The following is a 21,394-nucleotide window of genomic DNA, read 5'->3' as shown; positions in this document are numbered from 1 at the left end:
ATCATCAGGTGAAGAGGAGCTGGGTTTTCTTCCAGGCTTCGCCTTGTTCCAGGTGGACCAGGGCGCCCAGGGCGGTGGCCTGGGGCACTTCCAGGGTGCGGATTTCGGCTTTGGGGAAGTTCCAGCTCAGGGTTTGCATGAAGAGCGGGTTGCGGGCAAAGCCGCCGTCGACGAAGATGGTTTTCTCGCCCTGCCAGACGAGGTGGATGGATTCGAGCAGGATGTTGATCAGGCCGTGCATCAGGTGCTGGTAGGCATCGGAGGCGCTGCGGAAGCCGGAAAGGTCCCAGTCGGCGGCGGGCTGGTCGGGGAAGGGGCCGGTGCCGGCCATGCAGGCGGGTGTGAAGAGGGTGGAGGTTTCGTCGTAGGGGCGGGCCAGTACGATAGAGCGGTAGAAATCGGGCTTGACGTGGAAATACGTAGCAATGCGCTCTACCTGATGGTCGTGCTCCCGGCCCAGAAACACGCGGGAGGCGCGGGTAGCCTCGCCCCGGGGCGTCATAAAGCTGAGGCAGTCGCGGCGCAGCAGCTCGGGGGTGAGGGGCTGGCTGTTGAAGGGGTTGATGGTGACGGACCAGGTGCCGGTGGAAATGAGCACAAACGGCTCGTCGTTTTCGGCCAGGTAGGGCATTACGGCCGAGGTACTGTCGTGCAGGCCCACGCCCACCATAATACCATCCACGACGCTGGCAATGGAGTCTTTGGTGAGGGGCGCGAGCTTTTCGTCGATGCCCTCGCGGCGCACCCAGTCGTGGTACTGGCGGCGCTGGTAATCCCAGAGGGCCGTGTGGCAGCCCACGGAGGTGTAGTCGCTGAACTTCTCGCCCGTGAGCAGGTAGGAGAGGTAGTTGGGCAGGTGCAGCGAGGTGTGAATCCGGGCATAGAGCTCGGGCTTGGCATATTTGAGCCAGTAAAGCTGCAGCCCCGAATTTAGCATGCCCAGCTGGGGCGAGCAGGTTTCGGCCGCGAATTCGTCGGGCGACTGGCCCAGCTCGGCGTAAAACTGCTGCTGTATTTCCTCGGGAATGGGCTTGAGGTAGTTGTAGAGCGGGGCCATGGGTTGGCCGTCGGCGCCAAGGTGGACGAAGCTGGCCCCGTAGGCGGTAAAATTGACGCCCTTGACGGTATAGTGCGGGCTCTGGCGCAAGTCCTGCCAGTGCTTGAGCACCCATTCGGTGAGGCGGGGCAGATGGTCGCAGCTGAAGCCGTCGTCGTCGAGCACGTCGGTGCAGACGTGGAGCTGCTCGTCGATAATCTGCTGCTGCTCATCAAAAAGGATGAGCTTCTTGTTGGTCTTGCCGATGTCAAAAACGGCGTAAATCGACTTCTTCATGCCCTTTTTCATAACCCGGTCGATACGCTACGTTTGCCCCGCTGCTGAATAAGCTGCTCCCGCACCCCGGCGGCGCGGTAGGCGTGCACGGGCTTCAGGGCCCCGCCGCTCTGGCGGTAGGCTTCGGCCACGAGGGGGCGCACGTCGAGCAAAAAGGCGTCGCGCAGGATTTCCTCGGCCCGCACCACGTCGTTGCTTTCCTGGGCTTCGGCCAACGCTTCGCGGTCCACGAGCAGGGCCTTGGCGTAGGCTCCGAGGATGTTTTCGACGGATTGCAGGAGGTCTTCCAGCGGGTCTTTGGTGTTGTGGCTGGCGTCAATCATGTAGGCCACCAGCGGGTTTGTTACGGCTGCGTCGCGGGCGGCGTCTACCAGCTCGTTAAAAATCAGGAACAGCTGGAAGGGCTTGCTGCTGCCGGTCGTGAGGTCGTCGTCGCCGTACATGGAGCCGTTGAAGTGGAAGCCGCCGAGGCGGCCGAACTGCTGCAAGCGGCCCACAATCTGCTCGATGTTGGTGTTGGGCAGGTGGTGGCCCAAATCCACCAGCACATTGGCATTTTTGCCCAGCGACTGGCACAAGGAGTAGGAGGTGCCCCAGTCGGGAATGACCATTGAGTAGAAGTGGGGCTCGTAGGGCTTGTACTCGATGAGCATCTGCCAATCGGAGGGCATGGCCTCGTAGATGGCGGCCAACGACTCCTGGGTGCGCAGATAGGCGCGGCGCAGGTGCTGCTGACCGGGAAAGTTGGAGCCGTCGGCCAGCCACACGGTCAGGGTTTTGGCCCCCAGCTGCCGGCCGTAGTTGATGCAGTCGATGTTGTGCTGGATGGCCTGCTGGCGCACGGGCTGCTCGGTGTGGCAGAGCGAGCCGAACTTGTAGGAAAACGGCTGCTCAGGCTGGTCCTGGAACGTGTTGGAGTTCACCGAGTCGATAACCAGGCCGTACTCTTGCTGCAGCTGCTCCAGGCCGGGAATGTCCTGGGGAATATCCCAGGGAATGTGCAGGGAAATGGAGTTCGACGAGCCGTTGAGCTGGTGCAACAGGCCTACGTCGCCGAGCTTTTCCTCCAGGTTGCGCGGCTCCCCGCCCAGCGGGAAACGGCCGAAGCGGGTGCCGCCGGTGCCCAGGGCCCAGCTCGGAATGGCCACCTGGAATTTGACCAGCTCCCGCACTACTTCCTGCGCATCCTGGTGGCGGCGACTGAGCAGGTCGGAGAGGTAGGAAAACTGTAGCTCGTGCTCGGCCAGCAAAGGCTGGTTGAGGTCGTGGAGGCGTTGGGCGGAAAGCATACGGGGCGGATTTGGAGGCCGGGAATAGGATGGCTGGCAGAACCATACTTGTAACGAAAGCAAAGTAGCGCACCGGTCTTGCCCAAACTGTTCTGAACTCTCCTGCTTGCGCGGGTTTATTTTGGGTAGCCGGCTGTCATCCTGAGCAAAGCGAAGGACCTTCCTCATCTGACCTACCAAGGGCATTCAACGCCCAAAGCTTTATTCTAATTGGCCACCACAAACATCAATTAGGTCGTCGGCTTAATCCAAGGGCGGGTCATCTGCGTCATATTCCCGCTCAACTTCTTCGAAATAAGGTGACAATAACGAGTCGGCGGCCTTGCTGAGCTTCCCGCGTTTCAGGATGTACACCTGAAACTCATTATGTAAAGCTGAATCTTCGTCGTCATGGAAATGCAACAGCCCGTAGCTGCCCGTCGATTCCTGGGCTACCCAGGAGAAGATTTCTAGCGGGTAAAAAGGCTCGCTGGGGTGGTTATGGTGGGCAGTAATGGTAAAGCATTCCATGCCATTGTAAACCGTGAGTTGACACAGGTGGGCAAATCCAGGCCAGATGTCGGTCTGCTCTAAGTACTGCTTAAACCTGGCTACGAATTCCCGTTGGGGTGCTTTCTCAGAATGATAGTCGCTGTAGCGTAAAGTAATCCAGCCGTGTATTTCGACCATGTCTTAGGGATGATTAAATGCTCAAAGCCCCTTACCGAGTTTGTGGTAAAGGGCTTTGAGCGTTGTTACTACCGGCAGTGGAGTAGGCGAAGAAGGTCCTTCGCGTACGCCTCAGGATGACAGACGATTTTTCTGTTACAACGAGCCGCGCCGAATGGTGTAGAACGGGTTGCGGACTTTGCCGCGGTGCTTTTCCAGCAGCAGCGTGGCGGCGGTTTTGCCCATGGCCTCGAAGTCAGTGGTGATGACGGTCATGTTTAGCAGCTCCTTCAGCGGGGTTTCGTTGAAGGAGATGATGCCGACTTCGCGGCCCAGCAGGTAGCTGGTCTGCCGGATTTTCTTGACCAGCTCCACCAGGTCAGTTTCGCGAATGACGACGTAGGCCGTGCCGGCTTCCAGCACCTCGTGCATGGCATTTTCGACCACGGTAAAGGCCTTGTCGTGCGTGAGGCAGAAGGAGCGGAAGCCCCAGGGCAATTCCTCGGGGTGGTTGGCGTCGGAGGGCAGAATGAGCACCAGGCGCGAGTACTTGGCCAGCAGGTCGGAGGCGGCTTCGAGGGCGTTGAAAATGTCCTTGTCAAAGTCCTGGAACACGCGCAGGCAGTCATGCTTTAGCTCGGGAATATCCTTGTCGAGCAGCACCAGCTCCTGACTCGGAATCGTGTTCAGAATGGCTTGGTAGGTGGCTTTGGGTGTATCCAGCGTGAAGTGGGGCATCACCACGTAGTAGTTGTACTTGCCCAGGTTCTTCTCGATGATTTCCTGGAACAGGTTCACGTTGTAGTGGTGAATCTGCAAATCGACGGTGGCTTGGTCGCCGAGGGCTTCGAGGAAGGCGTAGTAGATGATTTTCTTGTAGGAGCTCAGCTTGTTGAACACCAGCAGGATTTTGAGCTTGGCCGTGTCGTTGGCCTGCACGTAGTAGCCCTTGCCCTGCACCGAGGTAATAAAGCCCCGCTCGCGCAATTCGCGGTAGGCTTTTTCCACTGTGTCGCGGGCCAGGTAGTGCTCCACGCTCAGCTCCGAAATGGAAGGGAGCTGGTCGCCGTTGCGCAGAATGCCGCGCTCAATATCCATTATGACCGACTGCACAATCTGCTTGTACTTGGGCGTTTTGTCTTGGGGTTTCAGCTGGAGCGTATACATGCCGGAGGGCGCGGAATCACGAAGGGTTTCTCTTGTGCCCGGGGTAGCATGGCGGTTCCGGTATTCCGGATTGACTAGCATGGTGGCAAAGAAAGGAGGGTGGGAAAAGGCAGGTCATGATAACCTTTAAAGAGCGGATTGACAAAGCAGAACCCGACGATATAACGGCTGGAGAGAACCGCAGGGAGAAGGAATCGAACGAGCTGCTGCCGGCCGGGAGCTTGTAAATCAGGGCATTGATCAGGCTGAATTTAGCGAATTACCCGCATTTGAAAAGGGTGTAAAAAAACCTGGCAAACCAATCCGAAAATTGGCCGGCCAGGTTTTTACTACCGGTTAGCGCATTGGGCCGCGCCTAGCGCACGAAGGCCATGGCCACGCCGCCGTCCACGTTGAGCACGTTGCCGGTGCTCTTGCTCAGGCTGCCATCCACGAATACCAGCACCGCCTTGGCAATATCTTCGGCCAGCACTTCCTCGCCCAGCAACGTGCGCTTGGCATAGTGGGCCGGCAGTTCTTCCACGCTCACGCCGTAAGCCTTGGCCCGGCCCGCGGCCCAGTCGCCCTCCCAGATTTTGGAGCCGCGCAGCACGGCATCGGGGTTCACAGTATTGACGCGGATCTTGTCGGGGCCCAGCTCGGCGGCCAAGAGGCGCGACATGTGCAATTGTGCCGCTTTGGCCGTGCCGTAGGCCACGTTGTTGGGGCCAGCCACGAGGCCGTTTTTGCTGGCAATGTTTACCACGTCGCCGCCCAGGTGCTGCTTGCGCAGAATCTCCACGGCCTGCTGCGTCACCAGAAACTGGCCTTTCACGAGCACGTCGTTGAGAATGTCCCAGTCGGCCTGGGTGGTTTCGCTCAGGGGCTTGCTGATGCTCAGGCCCGCGCAGTTCACCACGATATCCACGCCGCCGAATTGCAGCACGGTGGCCGTAAAGGAGTCGGCAATGGCTTGGGCGTTGGTTACGTCGATAGCCGCCGTCAGGGCGTTGTCTTTGCCGTAGCGCTTGCGCAGATCGGCCTGGGTTTCTTCCAGCCGGTCGCGGTCGGTGGCTACTACTACGGCGCCGTTTTGCAGCAGCAGCTCGCAGATAGCCAGTCCGATACCGCCCGTGCCGCCCGTTACGTAGGCAATCTGGCCCGACAACGACTTGGGCTTGGGCATGCGCTGGAGCTTGGCTTCTTCCAACAGCCAGTATTCGATGTTGAAGGCCTCCTGCTCGGCCAGGCCGGTGTATTCACTCACCGCCTCGGCGCCTTTCATTACGTTGATGGCGTTGGTGTAGAACTCGGCGGCTACGCGGGCGGTCTGCTTGTCTTTGGCGAAGGAGAACATACCCACGCCAGGCCACAGAATTACCACCGGATTTGGGTCGCGCATAGCCGGGGAGTTGTCGTGCTTGCTGCGCTCGTAGTAGGCGGCGTAGTCCTGGCGGTAGGCCGCGAACTGCTCTTCCAGATACTCTTTCACGGCGGCCAGTGGCTGGCGCATCACGGCTTCGTCGAGTACCAGCGGGCGGATTTTGGTGCGCAGGAAGTGGTCGGGGCAGGAGGTGCCTTTCTGGGCTAGGCGGGCCAGGTCGTGCGAGTTCACGAATTCCAGCACCCGGGCGTCGTCGGTGTAGTGGCCCACCATGCGGCGCTGCCCGGAGGCCAGCCCGCGCAGAATGGGCATTACCGCGGCGGCCTGCTGCTGCCGGGTGGCCGCGTCGGGGCCGTTTTCGAGCTTTACGCCGCCGAATACCGGCTTGCGCTTGCCGTAGTTGGCCTCCAGGTAGGCGGCGGCCATTTCAATGACTTCCAGCGTGTTGATATACGATTCGTAGCTGGTGTTGCCCCAGGTAAAGAGGCCGTGGCCACCCAGGATAACGCCGCGCAGGCCGGGGTTTTCGGCTACTACTTTTTCCAGCTGCAGGCCCAGGTCGAAGCCCGGCTTCTGCCAGGGCAGCCAAGCCATGGAGTCGCCCCAGATTTCCTTCATGATCTGCTCGCCGTCTTTGCTGGCGGCAATGGCAATGAGGGCATCGGGGTGGAGGTGGTCGATGTGCTTGAAGGGCAGCAGGCCGTGCAGGGGCGTATCAATGCTGGGCGTGGCGCACTTGGGGTCGAAAAGGCAATACTCAAACAGGCCCACCATTTCATCTTCGTGCTGCAGGCCGCGGTAGCGGTTTTTCAGCGCGTGCAGCTTCTCCACGTACAGGTTGGCGCAGCCGGCCTTGGTGAGCGTGCCAATGTCGCCGCCCGAGCCTTTCACCCACATAACGGGGGCTTGCTGGCCCGTGACGGGGTCGGTTTCAGTGATTTTAACGGAAGTGTTGCCGCCGGCGTAGTTGGTCAGGCGCAGGTCGGCGCCGAGCAGGTTGGAGCGGTACAGAAACAGGGCTACTTCGTCGCCGCTTAGTTCCAGCGCCCTGGCTTCGTCCCAGAGGTAACTAACGTGTTGAAAGGTCAGCGTTTTTTCCATGATGGCGCTTCTGTTTGTGGGGTATGCAGAAAACAGGTAAGAATTGCTTTTCAACAAATTACGCGGGCCGCCTTCGGGCAAACCTCCTGCACTCTCCTGCTCGGCGGTAAAATAATTGTTACTTGCCCCGCGCTTTTCGGCGCTTACTAAAGGAGTGAAGCCTTCCTTTATGCCGGCAGGAGAGCACAGGATAGTTGGGCCCGGAAAGAAGCGCAGATTTGGTCTGAACCCACCACATTTACCATCATGGCAGTTATTTGGGGAGTAATCCTACACGCATTGGGCGGCTTCGCCTCGGGCAGCTTCTATTTGCCCTACAAGAAAGTAAAAGGCTGGTCGTGGGAAAGCTACTGGCTCGTGGGCGGCATTGTGAGCTGGGTTTTCGCGCCGCTACTTATGGGCTCCCTCACGGTGAAAAACCTGTTTGGCGTGCTGGCCCAGGCCGATTCCGAAACCCTACTCTGGACCTACATGTGGGGCGTGCTCTGGGGCTTCGGCGGCCTCACCTTCGGGCTGGCCATGCGCTATTTGGGCCTCTCGCTGGGCATGGCGGTTACGTTGGGGCTGTGCGCCGTGTTTGGTACTCTGGTGCCGCCCATCTGGCAGGACATGTTCGGCGGATTAGTCGATACCAAGGCTTTCGGTGAACTGCTTAGCACTTCTTCGGGCCAAGTCATTCTGATAGGCCTGGTGGTATGCGTGCTAGGTATTCTGATCTGCGGACTAGCTGGCGTGATGAAGGAAAAGCACCTCACGGCCGACCAGAAAAAGGAAGGCGTGGCCGAGTTCGACTTGCGCAAAGGCGTCGGGGTAGCCGTTTTTTCGGGCGTGATGAGTGCCTGCATGTCGTTTGGCCTCACGGCCGGGCAGCCCATTGCCGACATTGCCAAAGCCAGCGGCACCGACCCGCTCTACATGAACAACGCCATTCTGGTGGTAGTGCTGCTCGGTGGCCTTACCACCAACGCCGTGTGGTGCATCTACCTCAACATCAAGAACAAGACCTATACCGACTACCTCAACCCGACTTTCCCGGCCCTGCGCAACGTGCTGTTCTGCGCTATGGCGGGCTTCACGTGGTACCTGCAGTTCTTCTTCTACGGCATGGGCGACTCGCAGATGGGCGACTACCGCTTCTCGGGCTGGACGCTGCACATGGCCTTTATTATTGCCTTCAGCTCGATGTGGGGCCTGTATCTGCATGAGTGGCGCGGGGCCAACCGCCTCACCATGCGCACCGTGTCGTTGGGCATCCTGGCCGTGGTGCTGAGCACCGTAATAGTGGGCTACGGCAACTATCTGGGTTCGGAAGCCCCGGCCGCCCAGGAAGCCAAAACGCCGCAGAAGGCTACGTCGGCTGTGTCGGTAGCTGCTACGGCCGCCGGAGAAACCCGGGGCGCCGCCTTGCCCGCTCGCGTAACGCAGAACGAGCAGTAGTAGAAGACTCGCCCAACTGGGGTAGCCCAAACACCTGTTGCTCGGGTGTGCTGCGAGTGGGATATTGATGGCAACGACATCCAACTAAAAAAAGCCCGGCCTTGGTCGGGTTTTTTTTAGTCGGGAAATTGAATGCTAGACTCTGATTTTCTGGGAAATGCCGGCACGCTGCCCGACAAGCGCTGCTTAGAAAACGAACCGCACTTTTTTTAAGCGGCTACCTTTGGTATAGTCCTTGAAATGCCCGCTGCGGCCCGGCGCTTGGCCGGCCGTTTCCAACTTATCCTAGCTTATGCCATTCTTTACCCGTTCCCTTTTATTGACAGCACTTTTAGTTCCGGCTGGTCTGCTGTCGGCTTGCTCCGACAAAACCGAAGAAACGCCCGCCCCGGCCGATCCTACCCCGGAGTATCGGATAGGCCACGGCTACTACTACCCGGCTACCCGGGAGAGCAGTATCGTCTCCTGGCCGAGCCGCGACATTAAAGGCGAGGCCCAACTGTACCCCGCCGTACTGGGCCTCGACTTCAAGGTGGCCACCGATGCCGTGCATCTGGAAGTAGACCGGGCCGCGCTGAAAACCGATTGGAAGGGCGTATACGCGCTGAAATGCCAGAAACGGCCCACCGACCCGGTTTTTGTATCGTACCTGTACACCGATGCCGGCGGCACCAGTATTTTCCGCCTCAGCGACTTTACCCCCGAGCTGACCGGCAACGTGACTATTACCGCCTACGATGCCAAGCGCCAGCTCCTCAGTGGCACCTACGAAGTGGTAGCTCCCGGGCAGCGCGACCCGCTGTCGGACTTTAGCACCGCTACGTGTGATATTACCCTGGCAGGCAGCTTTACCGATATGAAAGTGAAATAGGAAATCCACTGCCCCCAGAAAAGCCGACGTATTCAGGTCGGCTTTTTTTGTTGGTAAACAACGTGTTACGACTGCCGTAGCGGGCTTTGCCCGGCCTAAAACAGGTCGTCTTTCACCGGGGCGGTGTAGGGCTGGGGCTTGGTGTTGGGTTGCTGCAGGCCGAAATAGAAGTACAGTGTGCGTTTGGTGCTGCCGCTGAGGTGGTTCAGTTCGCTCTGCGGGCCCAGATTTTTGGTGTTGGCGTCGATGTTCAGAGCCAGCTTGGTGCCCAGGGGCGGAATGGCGTCCAGAAAGGAAAGGTTGCCGGCCGGCAAACCGGGGGAGGGCTTCACGCCGGAGAGGCCGTAGAAGTCGAACAGGCGCACGTAAAGGCCCTTATCGGGCGAGGCCACCAGGAACTTGCCTTCCACGGTGTTCATTTCCAGCCAGGCAATGTCGGCGAAGTAGCCCTTGAATTCAGGGTAAATCCAGGGGGCAGCCCCGGTCTGGGTGTTGTTGTAGGCGTTTTCCCAGACGTTGTCGGCCACACCCTGCAGGCGGTTTTTCCAGACGCGGTAGGGGCCCTTGCCCAGCCACTTGGCGCCCAGCACGTAGTTTTCGGGGTAGGTGAAGCTCAGGCCACTGAAGGCGTAGTCGCCGGCCGGCAGCGTGTACTCGTAGGTCATGCTCAGCCAGCCTGAGCCGTGCATCTGGTAGCGCACGGCCTTCATAGCCCCGCTGTAGGTCACGTCTACCACTTCGCCATCGGTTTCCGGGTGGTGCGAGAGGCCGGTGAAGGTGGCCGTGCCGCTCACCAGCACCGGGCCATTGGCGAAGGAAAGCTTGTCGCCGCTGTTGCCCTTCACGCCGGTAATCCTGCCGGTGGTTTTGTTGAAAGTGACACTGATGTTGCTGGCTTTCAGCGTGAGCAAAGAGTCGGCGTCGGTTACTTCCACCAAGCTTTTTTCGGCCGCCTTCAAGGCTACCACGTCGTCGAGGATTTTGGCGTTGCCGCCGGTTTTCCAGGTCCACTTGTACACCAGGTTTTTCTGCGGGTCGAAGGCGGCAAGCACCAGCGCGTCGTAGCTCTGCCAGTCTTTGGGCAGCTCCAGCTTCAGTTTGCCTTTGGCCAAGGGCTTCACGTCGGGGCTTTTAATCCGGCTTTTCTTGCCCGAAACCGAGCCGGCAAACGGGTCGGTAGGCTTGCGGAAGTTTAGCAACTCCCACTGGAAAAAGCACTGGCTGAGGTTGTTGAAGTGGTAGCGGTTTTCGACTTCTACCGTGCCGTTGAATTTGGCGGGCAACTCCTGGAGGCCAATCTTAATGGGCGAGAAAATTTCGCGGATGGCGTAGAAGCTGCCTTCCTTTTCGCGGTGGGGGCCCACCACGCCGTCGGGCGCATTCACTCCGTTCACATCGATGATATTGCGCTGGTCGGTGCGCACAATGCCTTCATCTACGAGGGCCCAGAGGAAGCCGCCGCCCGAGCGTTGGGACTTCCAATGCAGCTCCCAGAAGTCGTTGAGGCCCACGGCCCCGCCGCCGTCGTCCTGGCAGTGCAGAAATTCAGTGGGCATGTAAATGAGCGAATCAGCCAGTATTTTCTGGGTGCTATAGTAGCTCTCGTAGTGGTTGCAGTCGATGCCGCCGTGCTGGTTGCCGGGGCGGTGGTGGGCGTGAATGACGGGCCGGCGGGAGAAGTCGTACTGGCCGTAGTCGTCGTCCAGCTCCTTGTTGGTGCCGCCTTCGTTGCCGTTACTCCAAAAGATAATGCTGGGGTGGTTGGCGTCGCGAATTACCATTTCCCTGACCAGCTTTTCGCCGGCCTTGGTGCTATAGGCTTTCTGCCAGCCGGCTAGCTCGTCGAGCACGTAGAGGCCCAGCGAGTCGCAGAGGTCCAGAAACTTCGCGTCGGGCGGGTAGTGCGCCATGCGCACGGCATTCATGTTCATTTCCTTGAGCAGGCGCACGTCGGCGAGCTGAATGGAGTCGTTGAGGGTGCGGCCGGTTTCGGGCCACCAGCTGTGGCGGTTGATGCCCTTCATCTTCACCTGAGTACCGTTGACGTAAATGCCCTGCCCGCGCCGCACCTCGATGGTGCGAAACCCGAACGTGTTGGTGGTCTGGTAGAGCGTGGTGGCGCCCTGCTTCAGGCTGGTGCGCACCCGGTACAAATGGGGCGTTTCCGAGGTCCAGAGCCGGGGTTGGCTCACCGTGGTGCGCAGCGTCACGGCGGTATCCTGCGGGCTCACGGCCGCGCGGGCTGTGCCGATGACCTTACCCGCCGCATCCAGCAGCTCGGCCTGCACCTGAGTTCCCGCCGGCACATTCCGCACGAAGGCGCGCATACCGAACGAGCCGTTGGCCCGGGCATCAATAGCAGTGTGGGTGATGAACTGCCGGGGGTAAGCCTCAATGTACACCGGCCGGAAAATGCCCCCGAACACCCAATAGTCGGCCAGGCGCTCGGCGTTGTTGACGGACTGCTCGGCCGACATCTTGCTCACCGTCACTTCCAGCAGGTTGCTTTGGCCGGCGGGCTTGAGCTTGTCGGTAATGTCGTACTTGAACTCGTAGAACGCGCCCTGGTGAATGGGCCCGGCGCTCTGCCCATTGATGCGTACTTCCGTGTCCGTCATCGAGCCTTCGAAGACGATAAAGACCTGTTTGCCTTGCCAGCCGGCGGGTACCGTAAACGGGTGCTTATACTGGCCCTGCTCGTCGGCGAAGCGAAAATTCTTGCCGTAGGTTTTGTAGTCGCGGCCGTAGTTGTACGAGCCAAAACCTTGCTGCTCCCAGCACGAGGGTACCGCAATTTTGGTCCAGAACCCGCTTTTTCGGCCCCCGGTGCAGTAGAAGTCCCACTGCACGGTCGGCTTATTGTCTTTGCCCGAGAGGTACTGTACCTGCTTCTGCGGCGCAGTTTGGGCGGTGGCGGGCAAGGCGGCCAGCAGCGCGGCGGCCAGCAGCGGGCGGGTAAGCGCGAGCAGAAAACAGGAAAGGCGCATGGCAGGAAAGGATGGGAAGGGTTCGGGGAGTAGCAGCCCGACTACCAGCCGCTAACCTACAACCCCACCAGTTGCCGGGTATCCTGTAGTATCCTGTCTTTTGCAAGGTGATTGTTGGGAGTTAATGACTGATTGTTAGATGTTGATTATTGATTAGACAGGTTCAACGGCGGTGAAATAACCCAACAATCAACAACCACTTATTCCCGCAACAGCAGCTGCAATTCCTGCTCACTTATCGGCAGAATGGTACCGTGGCGCAGGCCGGCGGGCAGCCGGATCTGGTCCGAGACGTCGGTCCAGGTTTTCAGGTCCCGGGAACGAACGGCCCCGTAGCGGTGCAGGCGGTACTGGTCGAAATACACCAGCCAGTCGGTACCCAGGCGCACGGCGGTGGGGCCCTCGGCCCAGTAGTCGCCGGTGATGGGGGGCGAGGGCTGGCCGTAAGGGCCGGTAAGGTGCTTGCTGTAGGCGACGCGCAGGTTTTTCTGCGGCTTGGGCTCCACGGTTTCGTCCTTGAGAAACAGCACGTAACGCTTGCCGTCCTGCTGAATGCTAGCGTCGATGACGTTGAAGCCGGGCTCGTAGAGCAGCCGGGCGGGGGCGTAGGTTTTGAAATCCTGGGTGGTGGTGTAGTAGATGCGGTGGTTGTAGCTGCTTTCGGCCCGGGCCTGGGTTTCGGGAAAGCGGCCGGTGATGGTGGTAGCCCAATAGATGACGTACTGCTTCCGTCGCGCGTCGTAGTTTATTTCCGGGGCCCAGCAGTTGCGTGCCCCCGCTTCGTGCTGCATCACGGGCACAAACTGCTGCTCCGACCAGTGCACCAGGTCGGGCGAGGAGGCGTAGCCGATGCCCTTATCGTTCCAGCTCACCGTCCAGACCATGTGAAACCGGCCATCGGGGCCGCGCAGGATGCACGGGTCGCGCATGAGGCGGTCGTGGGCCACGGCGGGCTTCAGAAATGAGCTGTCGTTTTTCAGCGCCTGCCAGGTGTAGCCGTCGCGGCTGTAGGCCAGGTGCAGACCGTCGCGGCTATTGCCTTTGAAGTAGGCAAATGCCAGCGGCTGCTGGGCTAGGGCCCCAGTAGTTTGGAATACCAGAAGGCCGGTAGCAAGCAGCACGCGGGGCAAGATGCTTTTCAATAGCGGTAACATCACGTAGTTGGGGTCTTTATTAATATAAGCAAAATGGTACGTCATGGCGAGTCCAGCGAGGAATCTCGCGTGCCATGATATTTCATGTGGTAGCTGTGACCAGAGAGAGTGTAGGGTATTTTGATAGCAGAATACCAATACCCTACATCAGCGTATACTTTTTGCATTCGGACTTGCGAAAAATACACAAGCGCCTCCGCGTCGGGTAGAACCCGAAGGCTGGGTACCCGCGCTAATTTCCGTCGGGCTTAACCACGGCACTACGGGGGCTGTCGGGCCACTGCCAGGCGCTCAGCGGATCGGGTTGGGCCGGGTTGAAGGCGGGTGTGTCGCGCAGCCATTTTGCCAGTTCCAACTGGTTGGCTTTGATACCCTCGACCACGCAGCGGGCAACTTCGTAGGCGCCGTAGGGTTTGAAATGGGTATTGCCGGCCAGGGGCTGGCGCTGGTCGGGGTAGGTGTTGGCCGGGTAGTGCACAAAGCCTTTTTTGACTCCTCGGGGCCCATAGCTTCGTAGAGCGTCTGGGTCATGGCGTTGAGGTCAATCAGGGCCACCTTCTCCTGCTGGGCCACCTGGCGGGCGGCGGCGGGGAAGTCGCCCAAGCTGTTTTCCACCCTGCCATCAGGCCCGAACGAGCGGCGGCTGGTAGAAGTCAGAAGCACCGGAATACCGCCTTTCTGCCGGGTTTCGCGCACAAACAGCCGCAGCCGCTCGGTGTAGGATTTCCAGGCCCCGTCGTTTTCGCCCTTGTCTTTCTGGTCATTGTGGCCAAACTCGATGAAGAGGTAGTCGCTGGGCGTCGCCCAGCGTCACGGTCACGGTATAGTTGCCCTCGGGCAGCTTCACCGAGAAGTAAAACGGCTGCCGGCTGCTCACGAAGTCGCCCCGTAGCGCGTCCCTGCCGCCCCGGTCCACGGCCGAAACCGTAGTGCCGAAGTCGAAGCCGTAGCCCCGCGCGGGGAGTAGGCCGCGTTGGCGGCCACGGCCACGTAGCCCGGGGCGGCCGGGCCGCTGCCGAAATCGAACTTATACCCAGCGGGCAGTGCGGGCTGGGCCGTGGCGCCACCGGCCAGCAGCAGCCCGGCCGCCAGCAGGCCGATAAAGGAAAAGGCGGAGGAAACCATGGGTAGCGCAAAGGGCGCCGGCGCAAAACCGGCCGTGGGTGGGGAGCCGCTAAAAGTAGGAGTGAGGCGTCCGGCAGCTTCCCTGTACTGTCATGGCCCGCCGCCGGGCCCGCGCCACTCTTCGCCTAATTATGATAGAGCAGGATAGTACAGGACACCCGCGGGCTTGTTATTCAGCACTTTCAACCCGCGCCCGGCTTACCGGCCGCTTTGCCGCTCTTTTCCACCTTACCAAAACTCCCGCTATGATGAAAAGCTTACTACCGCCCAGAACCCTGCTGCTTGCCCTGGCCGGGCTGCTCGGCGTGCTACCAGCCCAGGCCCAGAAGTACCTGGAAAAGCTCAACCGCGGCGTGGTGGCCGTGCGCACCAGTCCCAGCCAGGTGTACGTGGGCTGGCGCTTATTCGGCACCGACCCCGCCGGCATCAGCTTCAACGTGTACCGGGGCAGCACCAAGGCCAACGCCACACCCATTACCAACTCTACCAACTTCGTCGACAATACCACCGCTGCCAATGCTAGCTACAGCGTGCGGCCGGTGCTGAACGGGGTGGAGCAGGCCGGCTCGGCCACCGCGCCCACGCTCAGCCAGCAGTTTCGCTCCATTCCGCTCCAGATTCCGGCCGGCGGCACCACTCCCGACAACGTGGCCTACACCTACTCGGCCAACGACTGCTCGGTGGCCGACCTCGACGGTGACGGGGAGTACGAAATCGTGGTGAAATGGGACCCCAGCAACGCCAAGGACAACTCCCAGAGCGGCTACACCGGCAACGTGTACCTGGACGCCTACAAGCTGAGCGGCACCCGCCTGTGGCGCATCGATTTGGGCCGCAACATCCGGGCCGGGGCCCACTACACCCAACTCATGGTGTACGACCTCAACAGCGACGGGAAGGCCGAAGTGGCCGTCAAAACTGCCGACGGCACCCGGGACGGGCAGGGGGCCATTATCGGCTCGGCCACGGCCGACTACCGCAACTCCTCGGGCTACGTGCTGTCGGGCCCCGAGTTCCTGACCGTCTTCAACGGGCAAACCGGTGCGGCTATGGTCACTACCAACTACTTGCCGGCCCGGGGCACGGTCAGCAGCTGGGGCGACAGTTACGGCAACCGCGTCGACCGGTTCGTGTCGGCCATTGCCTACCTCGACGGGCAGCGGCCCAGTCTGGTGATGGGCCGGGGCTACTACACCCGCCTGGTGCGCGTGGCCTGGGACTGGCGCAATGGGCAGCTCACCCCGCGCTGGACGTTTGACTCCAACACCAGCGGCAACTCGGCCTACGCCGGGCAGGGCAACCACCAGCTCACAGTGGGCGACGTGGACGGCGACGGCAAAGACGAAATTTGCAACGGGGCCAGCACCATCGACGACAACGGCCAGGGCCTGTTCAGCAGCGGGGCCGGCCACGGCGACGCCCTGCACATGGGCGACCTGAACCCCGACCGGCCCGGCCAGGAAGTGTGGCAGTGCCAGGAAGAGCCAGCCAAGTACGGTACCAACGGCCTGCAGCTGCGCGACGCCCGCACCGGCCAGCTCATCTTCGGGGTGCCCACCACCGGCGACGTAGGCCGGGCCATGGCCGCCGACATTGACCCGCGCTACAAGGGCGCCGAAATGTGGGGCTCCACGGGCGGCGTCTACAGCTGCACCGGCCAGCAGCTCAGCACTTCCCGGCCCAGCATCAACTTCGGCCTGTGGTGGGACGGCGACTTGCAGCGCGAGTTGCTCGACGGCGACAAAATCGACAAGTGGAACCCGGCCACGAATTCGGTGACACGCCTGGCCTCGATTTACGACGCGCCCTTTAACATGGCCTACAACAACACCACTAAGCGCAACCCCGGCGTTTCGGCCGACGTGCTCGGCGACTGGCGCGAGGAAGTCATCAGCCGCACCATCGACAACCAGAGCCTGATCATCCTCACCACCACCATCCCGACTACCTACCGCCTGCCCACGCTGATGCACGACGCGCAGTACCGCACCCAGGTGGCGTTGCAGAACTCGGCCTACAACCAGCCGCCCCACCCCAGCTATTACCTCGGCGGCGACATGGCCCCGCCGCCCAGGCCCAGCCTGATTCTGGTGGGGGGTACCAACGTGCGCCTGGGCAGCGGCGCTGCCAACGTGGCCCCGGCACCCGGGGCCGGGGCCGTACCGGCCACCGGCGTGGCGCTGCGCTGGAGTGGGGCCGCCGACCGGTATAATGTATTCGTGGGCACCTCGCCCGAAACCCTGGAGCCCGTAGCCACCGGCCTGACGCAAACCAGCTTCACGCTGCCCAATATCCTGGAATCGAAAACGTACTATTGGCGCGTCGATGCCCTCTACGACGGGGACGACAGCCAGGAAGGCGCCACGGTGGCCAGCAACGTCTGGTCGTTTGGGGTGGGCAGCGTGGCCCTGGCCCTGGGTGCGGCCCACGATGCCAGCGGGCCGACGTTTGAGGCCTATCCTAACCCGTTTGCCGAGCGCACCACCATCAGCTTCCGCAGCCCGCAGGCTGCACCGGCCCGGGTGCAGGTGTTCAATGCCCTGGGCCAGGTAGTGGCCACGCTCTACGACGAACTGGCCACCGCCGGCCGTCTCTACCAACTCACCCTGAACCGCCAGGCCCTGCCCGCCGGCCTCTACACCTGTCGCCTGCTGCTCAGCGGCCGAGTCCAGGCCCAGAAGCTGATGATTGAGAAGTAGTTGTTGATTGTTAATTGCCTGTTATCCTGAATATTCTGCGCGTAAAGCAGAGACGAAGCAGAGTGAAGGACCTTCCTCGCCTAAGTAACACGCCTGATTCAATGTAAAAAGCCCTTTCCTGCTCGTGCGGGAAAGGGCTTTTGTGTTGGTACAAGCTGTAGTGAGGTATATAAGGAAGGTGCTCAGGATGAGAGGCAACAAATAACTAAAAATCGATAATCAACCAACAAACCCTCACCGCAGAATCGTGATGGTGCCGTGCTGCACCACGCGCTGACCGGTTTCGTCGGTGGCCTCGAAACGCCACACGTAGGCACCCGGTACCGGCAGCTCATTGCCCACCCGCCCGTTCCAGACCTGCGTGCGGTCAGTACCCCGGAACACCTGCTGGCCATTGCGGTCAACTACCGTGAAGGTAAACGTGGCGGGCAGAAACCGGCCTTTCACTTCCAGCGCGTCGTTCAGACCGTCGCCGTTGGGCGTGAAGGCCGTGGGCAGCACGGCCCGCATGGTGCGGGCTACGAGGGCCACGTTGGAGTAGCTGGGCTGGGCCATGCTGGGACTGGTGGCCGCAATGCGGTAGCGCAGTAGCTGTCGGTCGGTGGGCGGCGCTAAGTCCAGAAAAGTGTTGGCGGCCAGGCTGGCCGAGGGCTGGCTCAGTACCGTGCCACTGGCATCCACAAGCTGCACGGTGTATTGCACGCTACCGGCCGGGTCGGGGCCGCGCAGTGCGCTCCAATCAAGCTGTACTCGGTTGCCGTCTATGTCGGTGGCTTTGGCCTGCAGAATAACCGGGCAGAAGGCCGCACTCAGCGCCGAGCTGTTGCCGCAGTCGTCCACGAACTGTGCCTGATAGCAGGGCGTAGCAGTCGGGTCGATAACCAGGGTAGAGTCGCGCATGGTGCGGCGGGCGGTGAGGCGCAGCTCGGTGGGTGTGCCCGGGCCGGTGCTGCGCAGGTAGCGCACCCGCCCGCCGGTAGGCAGACCCGGCACCGTGGCCGTGAGCTGCACCTGGTTGGTGGCCGTGAAGCTGGCCAGCAACTGCGGTACGGGCAGCACCGGGCTGGGCGTTGTAGTCAGGCAGGTTTCGTTGGAAATAAGCGTGGTACGGGCCACGGCGGGGCCGCTGTTGGCTTCGAGCTGGTAGCAGTAGCGCACTCCGCACGTCACGGCGGCATCGGTGTAGCTGGTGCTGCCGGCCGGCAACGTCGCCAGGGTCTGACCATCGCGCTTCACAATGTAGCTGTTGGCATTGCCGGCAAATGACAGCGTGTTTTGGCCGTTGGCTGAGCTGCCGGTCAGGAAAAGAGCGCAGGCGGTGGCCGACACCGGCAACGAGGCCGTAGCGCAGATATCCTGGATGCGGAGTCGATAGCAGGCTCCGTCCGCTACGCCGGCCAGCGTAGCCGTGGTGCTGGTAAAAACCGCCTGGGGCAGGTCCCGGAACCCGCCGGTACTGGCCGCATCGGCCTGCTGAAGCACGTAGCGGTAGCCGGTGGGCAGGGCATCGAACTGAAACTGAGCCTGCGTGCCCACCAGCGCCAGGCGGCGAATAACCGGGCTAGGCGCCGCGCTCAGTGTAGTATATGTGGTGCTATCGGCGCCCACGCACAGGCCTCCCACGGCATAGAAGCCGGTTACCTTGATTTTGCCCGTCGTGCCGGCCACGGCATACGTCTGGGGGCCGGCTCCTTTATTGACCGGCTCCGTCGCGCCGTCGTTGATGCGGATGGTGTAGGCGTCGTAGGCCTGATCCGTCACGTTGACGCGCACGAAGCCCGGGGCGCAGGCTTCCACCTGAAAGATGGGCTTGCTGGTGGCATACACGTCGAATACGCGCAGAAAGATGGTGCCGGCGCCAGCCCCCGCCTGGGCATTTTCGGCCACCGTAATCTTGCCGGGCTGGGTGGGCGTGAAGGTATTGGTGCGGCTGCTGTAGCCCGTGCAGGGTGCCGTAGTGGCCGCCCCCGGCACAAACTGGTAGTACAGCGCGTTTCGGTCGACGCCGGCGCGGCCGGGGCAGGTAATGGTGATGCGCACGGTGCGGCCCACGCAGAAGTTTTGCACCGGCAGGCCGGTTTGCAGGTCGAAGGCTTCGAAAGGCTCGGCGCAGTTGGCCGGCAGCTGGTCGAGGCACTGGGCGCGCAGCCGGCCGCTGCCGGTGAGCAGCAGCAGAAGTAAGGTGAGGAAGCGGAGACGGTTCACAACATTCATAACGTACGGCATCCGCATTTGCGTTTTCAGTGCGCTAAAAATAGAAACTCCGGCCGGGTATCCCGCATCAGGGTCAGATTGGAGGTCTTGCCCAGTCTGTCCTTGCGAGGCGCAGCCGTGGCAATCCGTTCTCTGCGCAGTACGTCCCACCCTTTTACCATAAAGCCCTTTACTACTTGCGTGGTAAAGGGCTTTGGTACTTTTAATCGGGCTTGTCACTCAGGTGAGGAAGGTCCTTCACTCCACTTCGTTTCTGCTTTACGCGCAGAATGTTCAGGATGACAGAACAAACAACGCTCCCTCACGCTTCCTGTCTGCCTTACGGCCATTCGTAGCCCTGCACGAAGGCGGCGGCGGCGTGCAGATCGGGGTAGAGGACCCGGTCCCGGCTCACGAACTTTACCTTTTCGCGGAAGGCCTCCACTACCTGCTCCAGCACCGGCGAAGTGCGGGTGGGGCGGCGGAAAGCCAGGGCCTGGCAGGCATTCATGAGCTCGATGCCCAGAATCTGCTCCACGTTGTCGACTACGCGGCGGGCCTTGGTGGCGGCGTTGGCACCCATGCTCACATGGTCTTCCTGCCCGTTGCTGCTCACGATACTATCTACCGAGGCGGGCGTGCAGAGCTGCTTGTTCTGGCTCACGATGCCGGCGGCGGTGTACTGCGGAATCATAAAGCCCGAGTTCAGGCCGGGCTCGGCCACCAAGAACGGCGGCAACCCGCGCTGCCCGCCAATGAGCTGGTAGGTGCGGCGCTCCGAAATGCTGCCCAGCTCGGCCACGGCAATGGCCATAAAGTCGAGGGCCAGAGCCAGGGGCTGGCCGTGGAAGTTGCCCCCGCTCAGAATCAGGTCGTCGTCGGGGAAGATGTTGGGATTGTCGGTAACGGCGTTGCACTCGGTTTCGAACACCCCGGCCACGTAGGCCAGCGCGTCGCGGGAGGCCCCGTGCACCTGGGGCTGGCAGCGGAAGGAGTAGGGGTCCTGGACGGCGGTTTTGGGCTGCTGCTGCAACTCGCTGCCGGCCAAAAAGCCCCGAATCCGCTCGGCTACTTTCAGCTGTCCGGCGTGGGGCCGAATGGTGTGCAGGCGCGCATCAAACGGCTCGGGCCGGCCATCGAAAGCTTCCAGCGATAAGGCCCCGATAACGTCGGCGGCTTGGGTGAGGCGCTCGGCCCGCAGTAGGCAATGCACTCCGTAGGCCAGCATAAACTGCGTGCCGTTGAGCAGGGCCAGGCCTTCCTTGGCTTCCAGCGTAATGGGCTGCCAGCTGAAAAGGTGGTGAGCATCGGCGGCCTGCAGGCGGTAGCCCTCGTAATTAACCTCGCCCAAGCCTACCAGGGGCAAACACAGGTGGGCCAGTGGGGCCAAATCACCGCTGGCCCCCAACGAGCCCTGCTGATACACCACCGGCAAAATGCCCCGGTTGTAGAAGTCGAGCAGGCGCTGCACGGTGGCCAGCTGCACGCCGCTGTGGCCGTAGCTCAGGCTCTGGGCCTTGAGCAGCAGCATGAGGCGTACCAGCTCGGCCGGCACTTCCTCGCCCGTGCCGCAGGCGTGCGACATCATCAGGTTTACTTGCAGCTGCTGCCGCTCCTCGGGCGCAATGCCGGTGTCGCACAAGGCCCCGAAGCCCGTATTGATGCCGTATATCGGCGCGTCGGACTGGGCCAGGCGGCCATGCAAGTAGTTGTAACAGGCCTCGATACGCTGGGTGGCGGCGGGGCTGAGCTTCACGGTTTGCTTGGTTGCCAGCAGCTGGCGCAGGGTGGGTAGGTCGAGGTGGGTGGTGGGGTCGAGGTAAAAAACGTCGGCGGACATGCGGGTGGGTGAAAAGAAAACTGGGGTGACCCGCAAGTTCCTCAAATCTTTTGGAACCGCCTGCACCCCGGCTGTCAAGGCCTCTCCCGGATTTTGGAACGCGTTACCGAAGCTTCGGCGGGCCGTTCCAAAATGCAGAACGGCCCGCTGAACGTTCAGCAGGCCGTTCCAAAATTCGGAACCCGTT

At 61.3% G+C, this 21,394-nt stretch carries 14 protein-coding genes; 3 read left to right on the top strand and 11 right to left on the bottom strand.

Going from position 1 to position 21,394, the window contains the following annotated elements; translation table 11 throughout:
* Window positions 1-4 precede the first annotated feature (4 nt).
* The 5 genes from LGH74_RS21710 to LGH74_RS21690 all read right to left on the bottom strand — a co-directional run bounded on the left by LGH74_RS21710 (window position 5) and on the right by LGH74_RS21690 (window position 6,901).
* Window positions 5-1,345, bottom strand: coding sequence for an FGGY-family carbohydrate kinase (locus LGH74_RS21710; RefSeq protein ID WP_226179697.1), 1,341 nt, complete (start codon window positions 1,343-1,345; stop codon window positions 5-7).
* Window positions 1,342-2,622 (bottom strand): sugar isomerase, encoded by a 1,281-nt coding sequence (locus LGH74_RS21705; RefSeq protein ID WP_226179695.1) that lies wholly within the window; start codon window positions 2,620-2,622, stop codon window positions 1,342-1,344. Before LGH74_RS21705 ends, LGH74_RS21710 begins: the two co-directional genes overlap by 4 nt.
* A gap of 243 nt (window positions 2,623-2,865) precedes the next feature.
* A complete protein-coding gene (locus LGH74_RS21700) occupies window positions 2,866-3,291 on the bottom strand; it encodes an Imm7 family immunity protein (protein ID WP_226179693.1) in 426 nt (141 codons plus the stop codon).
* Window positions 3,292-3,426: 135 nt separating this feature from the next.
* Entirely contained in the window at window positions 3,427-4,437 is a 1,011-nt protein-coding gene (locus LGH74_RS21695) for a GntR family transcriptional regulator (protein WP_226179691.1), read from the bottom strand.
* Between the two features lie 355 nt (window positions 4,438-4,792).
* The gene (locus LGH74_RS21690; protein ID WP_226179689.1) at window positions 4,793-6,901 is read right to left on the bottom strand and encodes a bifunctional aldolase/short-chain dehydrogenase; all 2,109 of its coding nucleotides are present in this window, start codon (window positions 6,899-6,901) and stop codon (window positions 4,793-4,795) included.
* A 246-nt stretch (window positions 6,902-7,147) separates the two neighbouring features.
* Here LGH74_RS21690 and rhaT point away from each other — a divergent pair, with 246 nt between their 5' ends.
* Both rhaT and LGH74_RS21680 read left to right on the top strand, forming a co-directional pair.
* A complete protein-coding gene (gene rhaT / locus LGH74_RS21685) occupies window positions 7,148-8,338 on the top strand; it encodes an L-rhamnose/proton symporter RhaT (RefSeq protein ID WP_226179687.1) in 1,191 nt (396 codons plus the stop codon).
* A gap of 319 nt (window positions 8,339-8,657) precedes the next feature.
* A complete protein-coding gene (locus tag LGH74_RS21680) occupies window positions 8,658-9,209 on the top strand; it encodes a hypothetical protein (RefSeq protein WP_226179685.1) in 552 nt (183 codons plus the stop codon).
* A gap of 95 nt (window positions 9,210-9,304) precedes the next feature.
* Here LGH74_RS21680 and LGH74_RS21675 read toward each other — a convergent pair whose 3' ends face one another.
* From LGH74_RS21675 to LGH74_RS21660, 4 genes are all read right to left on the bottom strand, one after another.
* On the bottom strand, window positions 9,305-12,196 hold the full coding sequence (locus LGH74_RS21675; RefSeq protein ID WP_226179683.1) for a glycoside hydrolase family 2 protein: 2,892 nt from the start codon (window positions 12,194-12,196) through the stop codon (window positions 9,305-9,307).
* Between the two features lie 200 nt (window positions 12,197-12,396).
* Window positions 12,397-13,395, bottom strand: a complete 999-nt coding sequence (locus LGH74_RS21670) for a glycoside hydrolase family 43 protein (RefSeq protein ID WP_226179681.1) — start codon at window positions 13,393-13,395, stop codon at window positions 12,397-12,399.
* A gap of 187 nt (window positions 13,396-13,582) precedes the next feature.
* Window positions 13,583-13,828 (bottom strand): hypothetical protein, encoded by a 246-nt coding sequence (locus LGH74_RS21665; RefSeq protein WP_226179679.1) that lies wholly within the window; start codon window positions 13,826-13,828, stop codon window positions 13,583-13,585.
* A 395-nt stretch (window positions 13,829-14,223) separates the two neighbouring features.
* Window positions 14,224-14,475, bottom strand: coding sequence for a hypothetical protein (locus tag LGH74_RS21660; RefSeq protein ID WP_226179677.1), 252 nt, complete (start codon window positions 14,473-14,475; stop codon window positions 14,224-14,226).
* Between the two features lie 245 nt (window positions 14,476-14,720).
* Between LGH74_RS21660 and LGH74_RS21655 the strand changes: the two genes are divergently transcribed.
* Window positions 14,721-17,174 carry a rhamnogalacturonan lyase family protein gene (locus tag LGH74_RS21655; protein ID WP_226179675.1) on the top strand — a complete coding sequence of 818 codons (2,454 nt, stop codon included), beginning with the start codon at window positions 14,721-14,723 and terminating at the stop codon, window positions 17,172-17,174.
* Window positions 17,175-17,408: 234 nt separating this feature from the next.
* Here the strand turns inward: LGH74_RS21655 and LGH74_RS25155 are convergent, their stop codons facing one another.
* Together LGH74_RS25155 and hutH are read right to left on the bottom strand one after the other, a co-directional pair.
* On the bottom strand, window positions 17,409-19,379 hold the full coding sequence (locus LGH74_RS25155) for a T9SS type B sorting domain-containing protein (RefSeq protein ID WP_226179673.1): 1,971 nt from the start codon (window positions 19,377-19,379) through the stop codon (window positions 17,409-17,411).
* Between the two features lie 328 nt (window positions 19,380-19,707).
* Window positions 19,708-21,207: a histidine ammonia-lyase gene (gene hutH / locus LGH74_RS21645; protein ID WP_226179671.1), complete on the bottom strand. Its 1,500-nt coding sequence runs from the start codon at window positions 21,205-21,207 to the stop codon at window positions 19,708-19,710.
* Window positions 21,208-21,394: the final 187 nt, after the last annotated feature.

This window comes from Hymenobacter lucidus, from assembly GCF_020447265.1.
GTDB classification, from domain to species: domain Bacteria; phylum Bacteroidota; class Bacteroidia; order Cytophagales; family Hymenobacteraceae; genus Hymenobacter; species Hymenobacter lucidus.
Note: the sequence above shows the minus strand (reverse complement) of the source record. Positions and strands in the feature narration are given on the sequence as shown.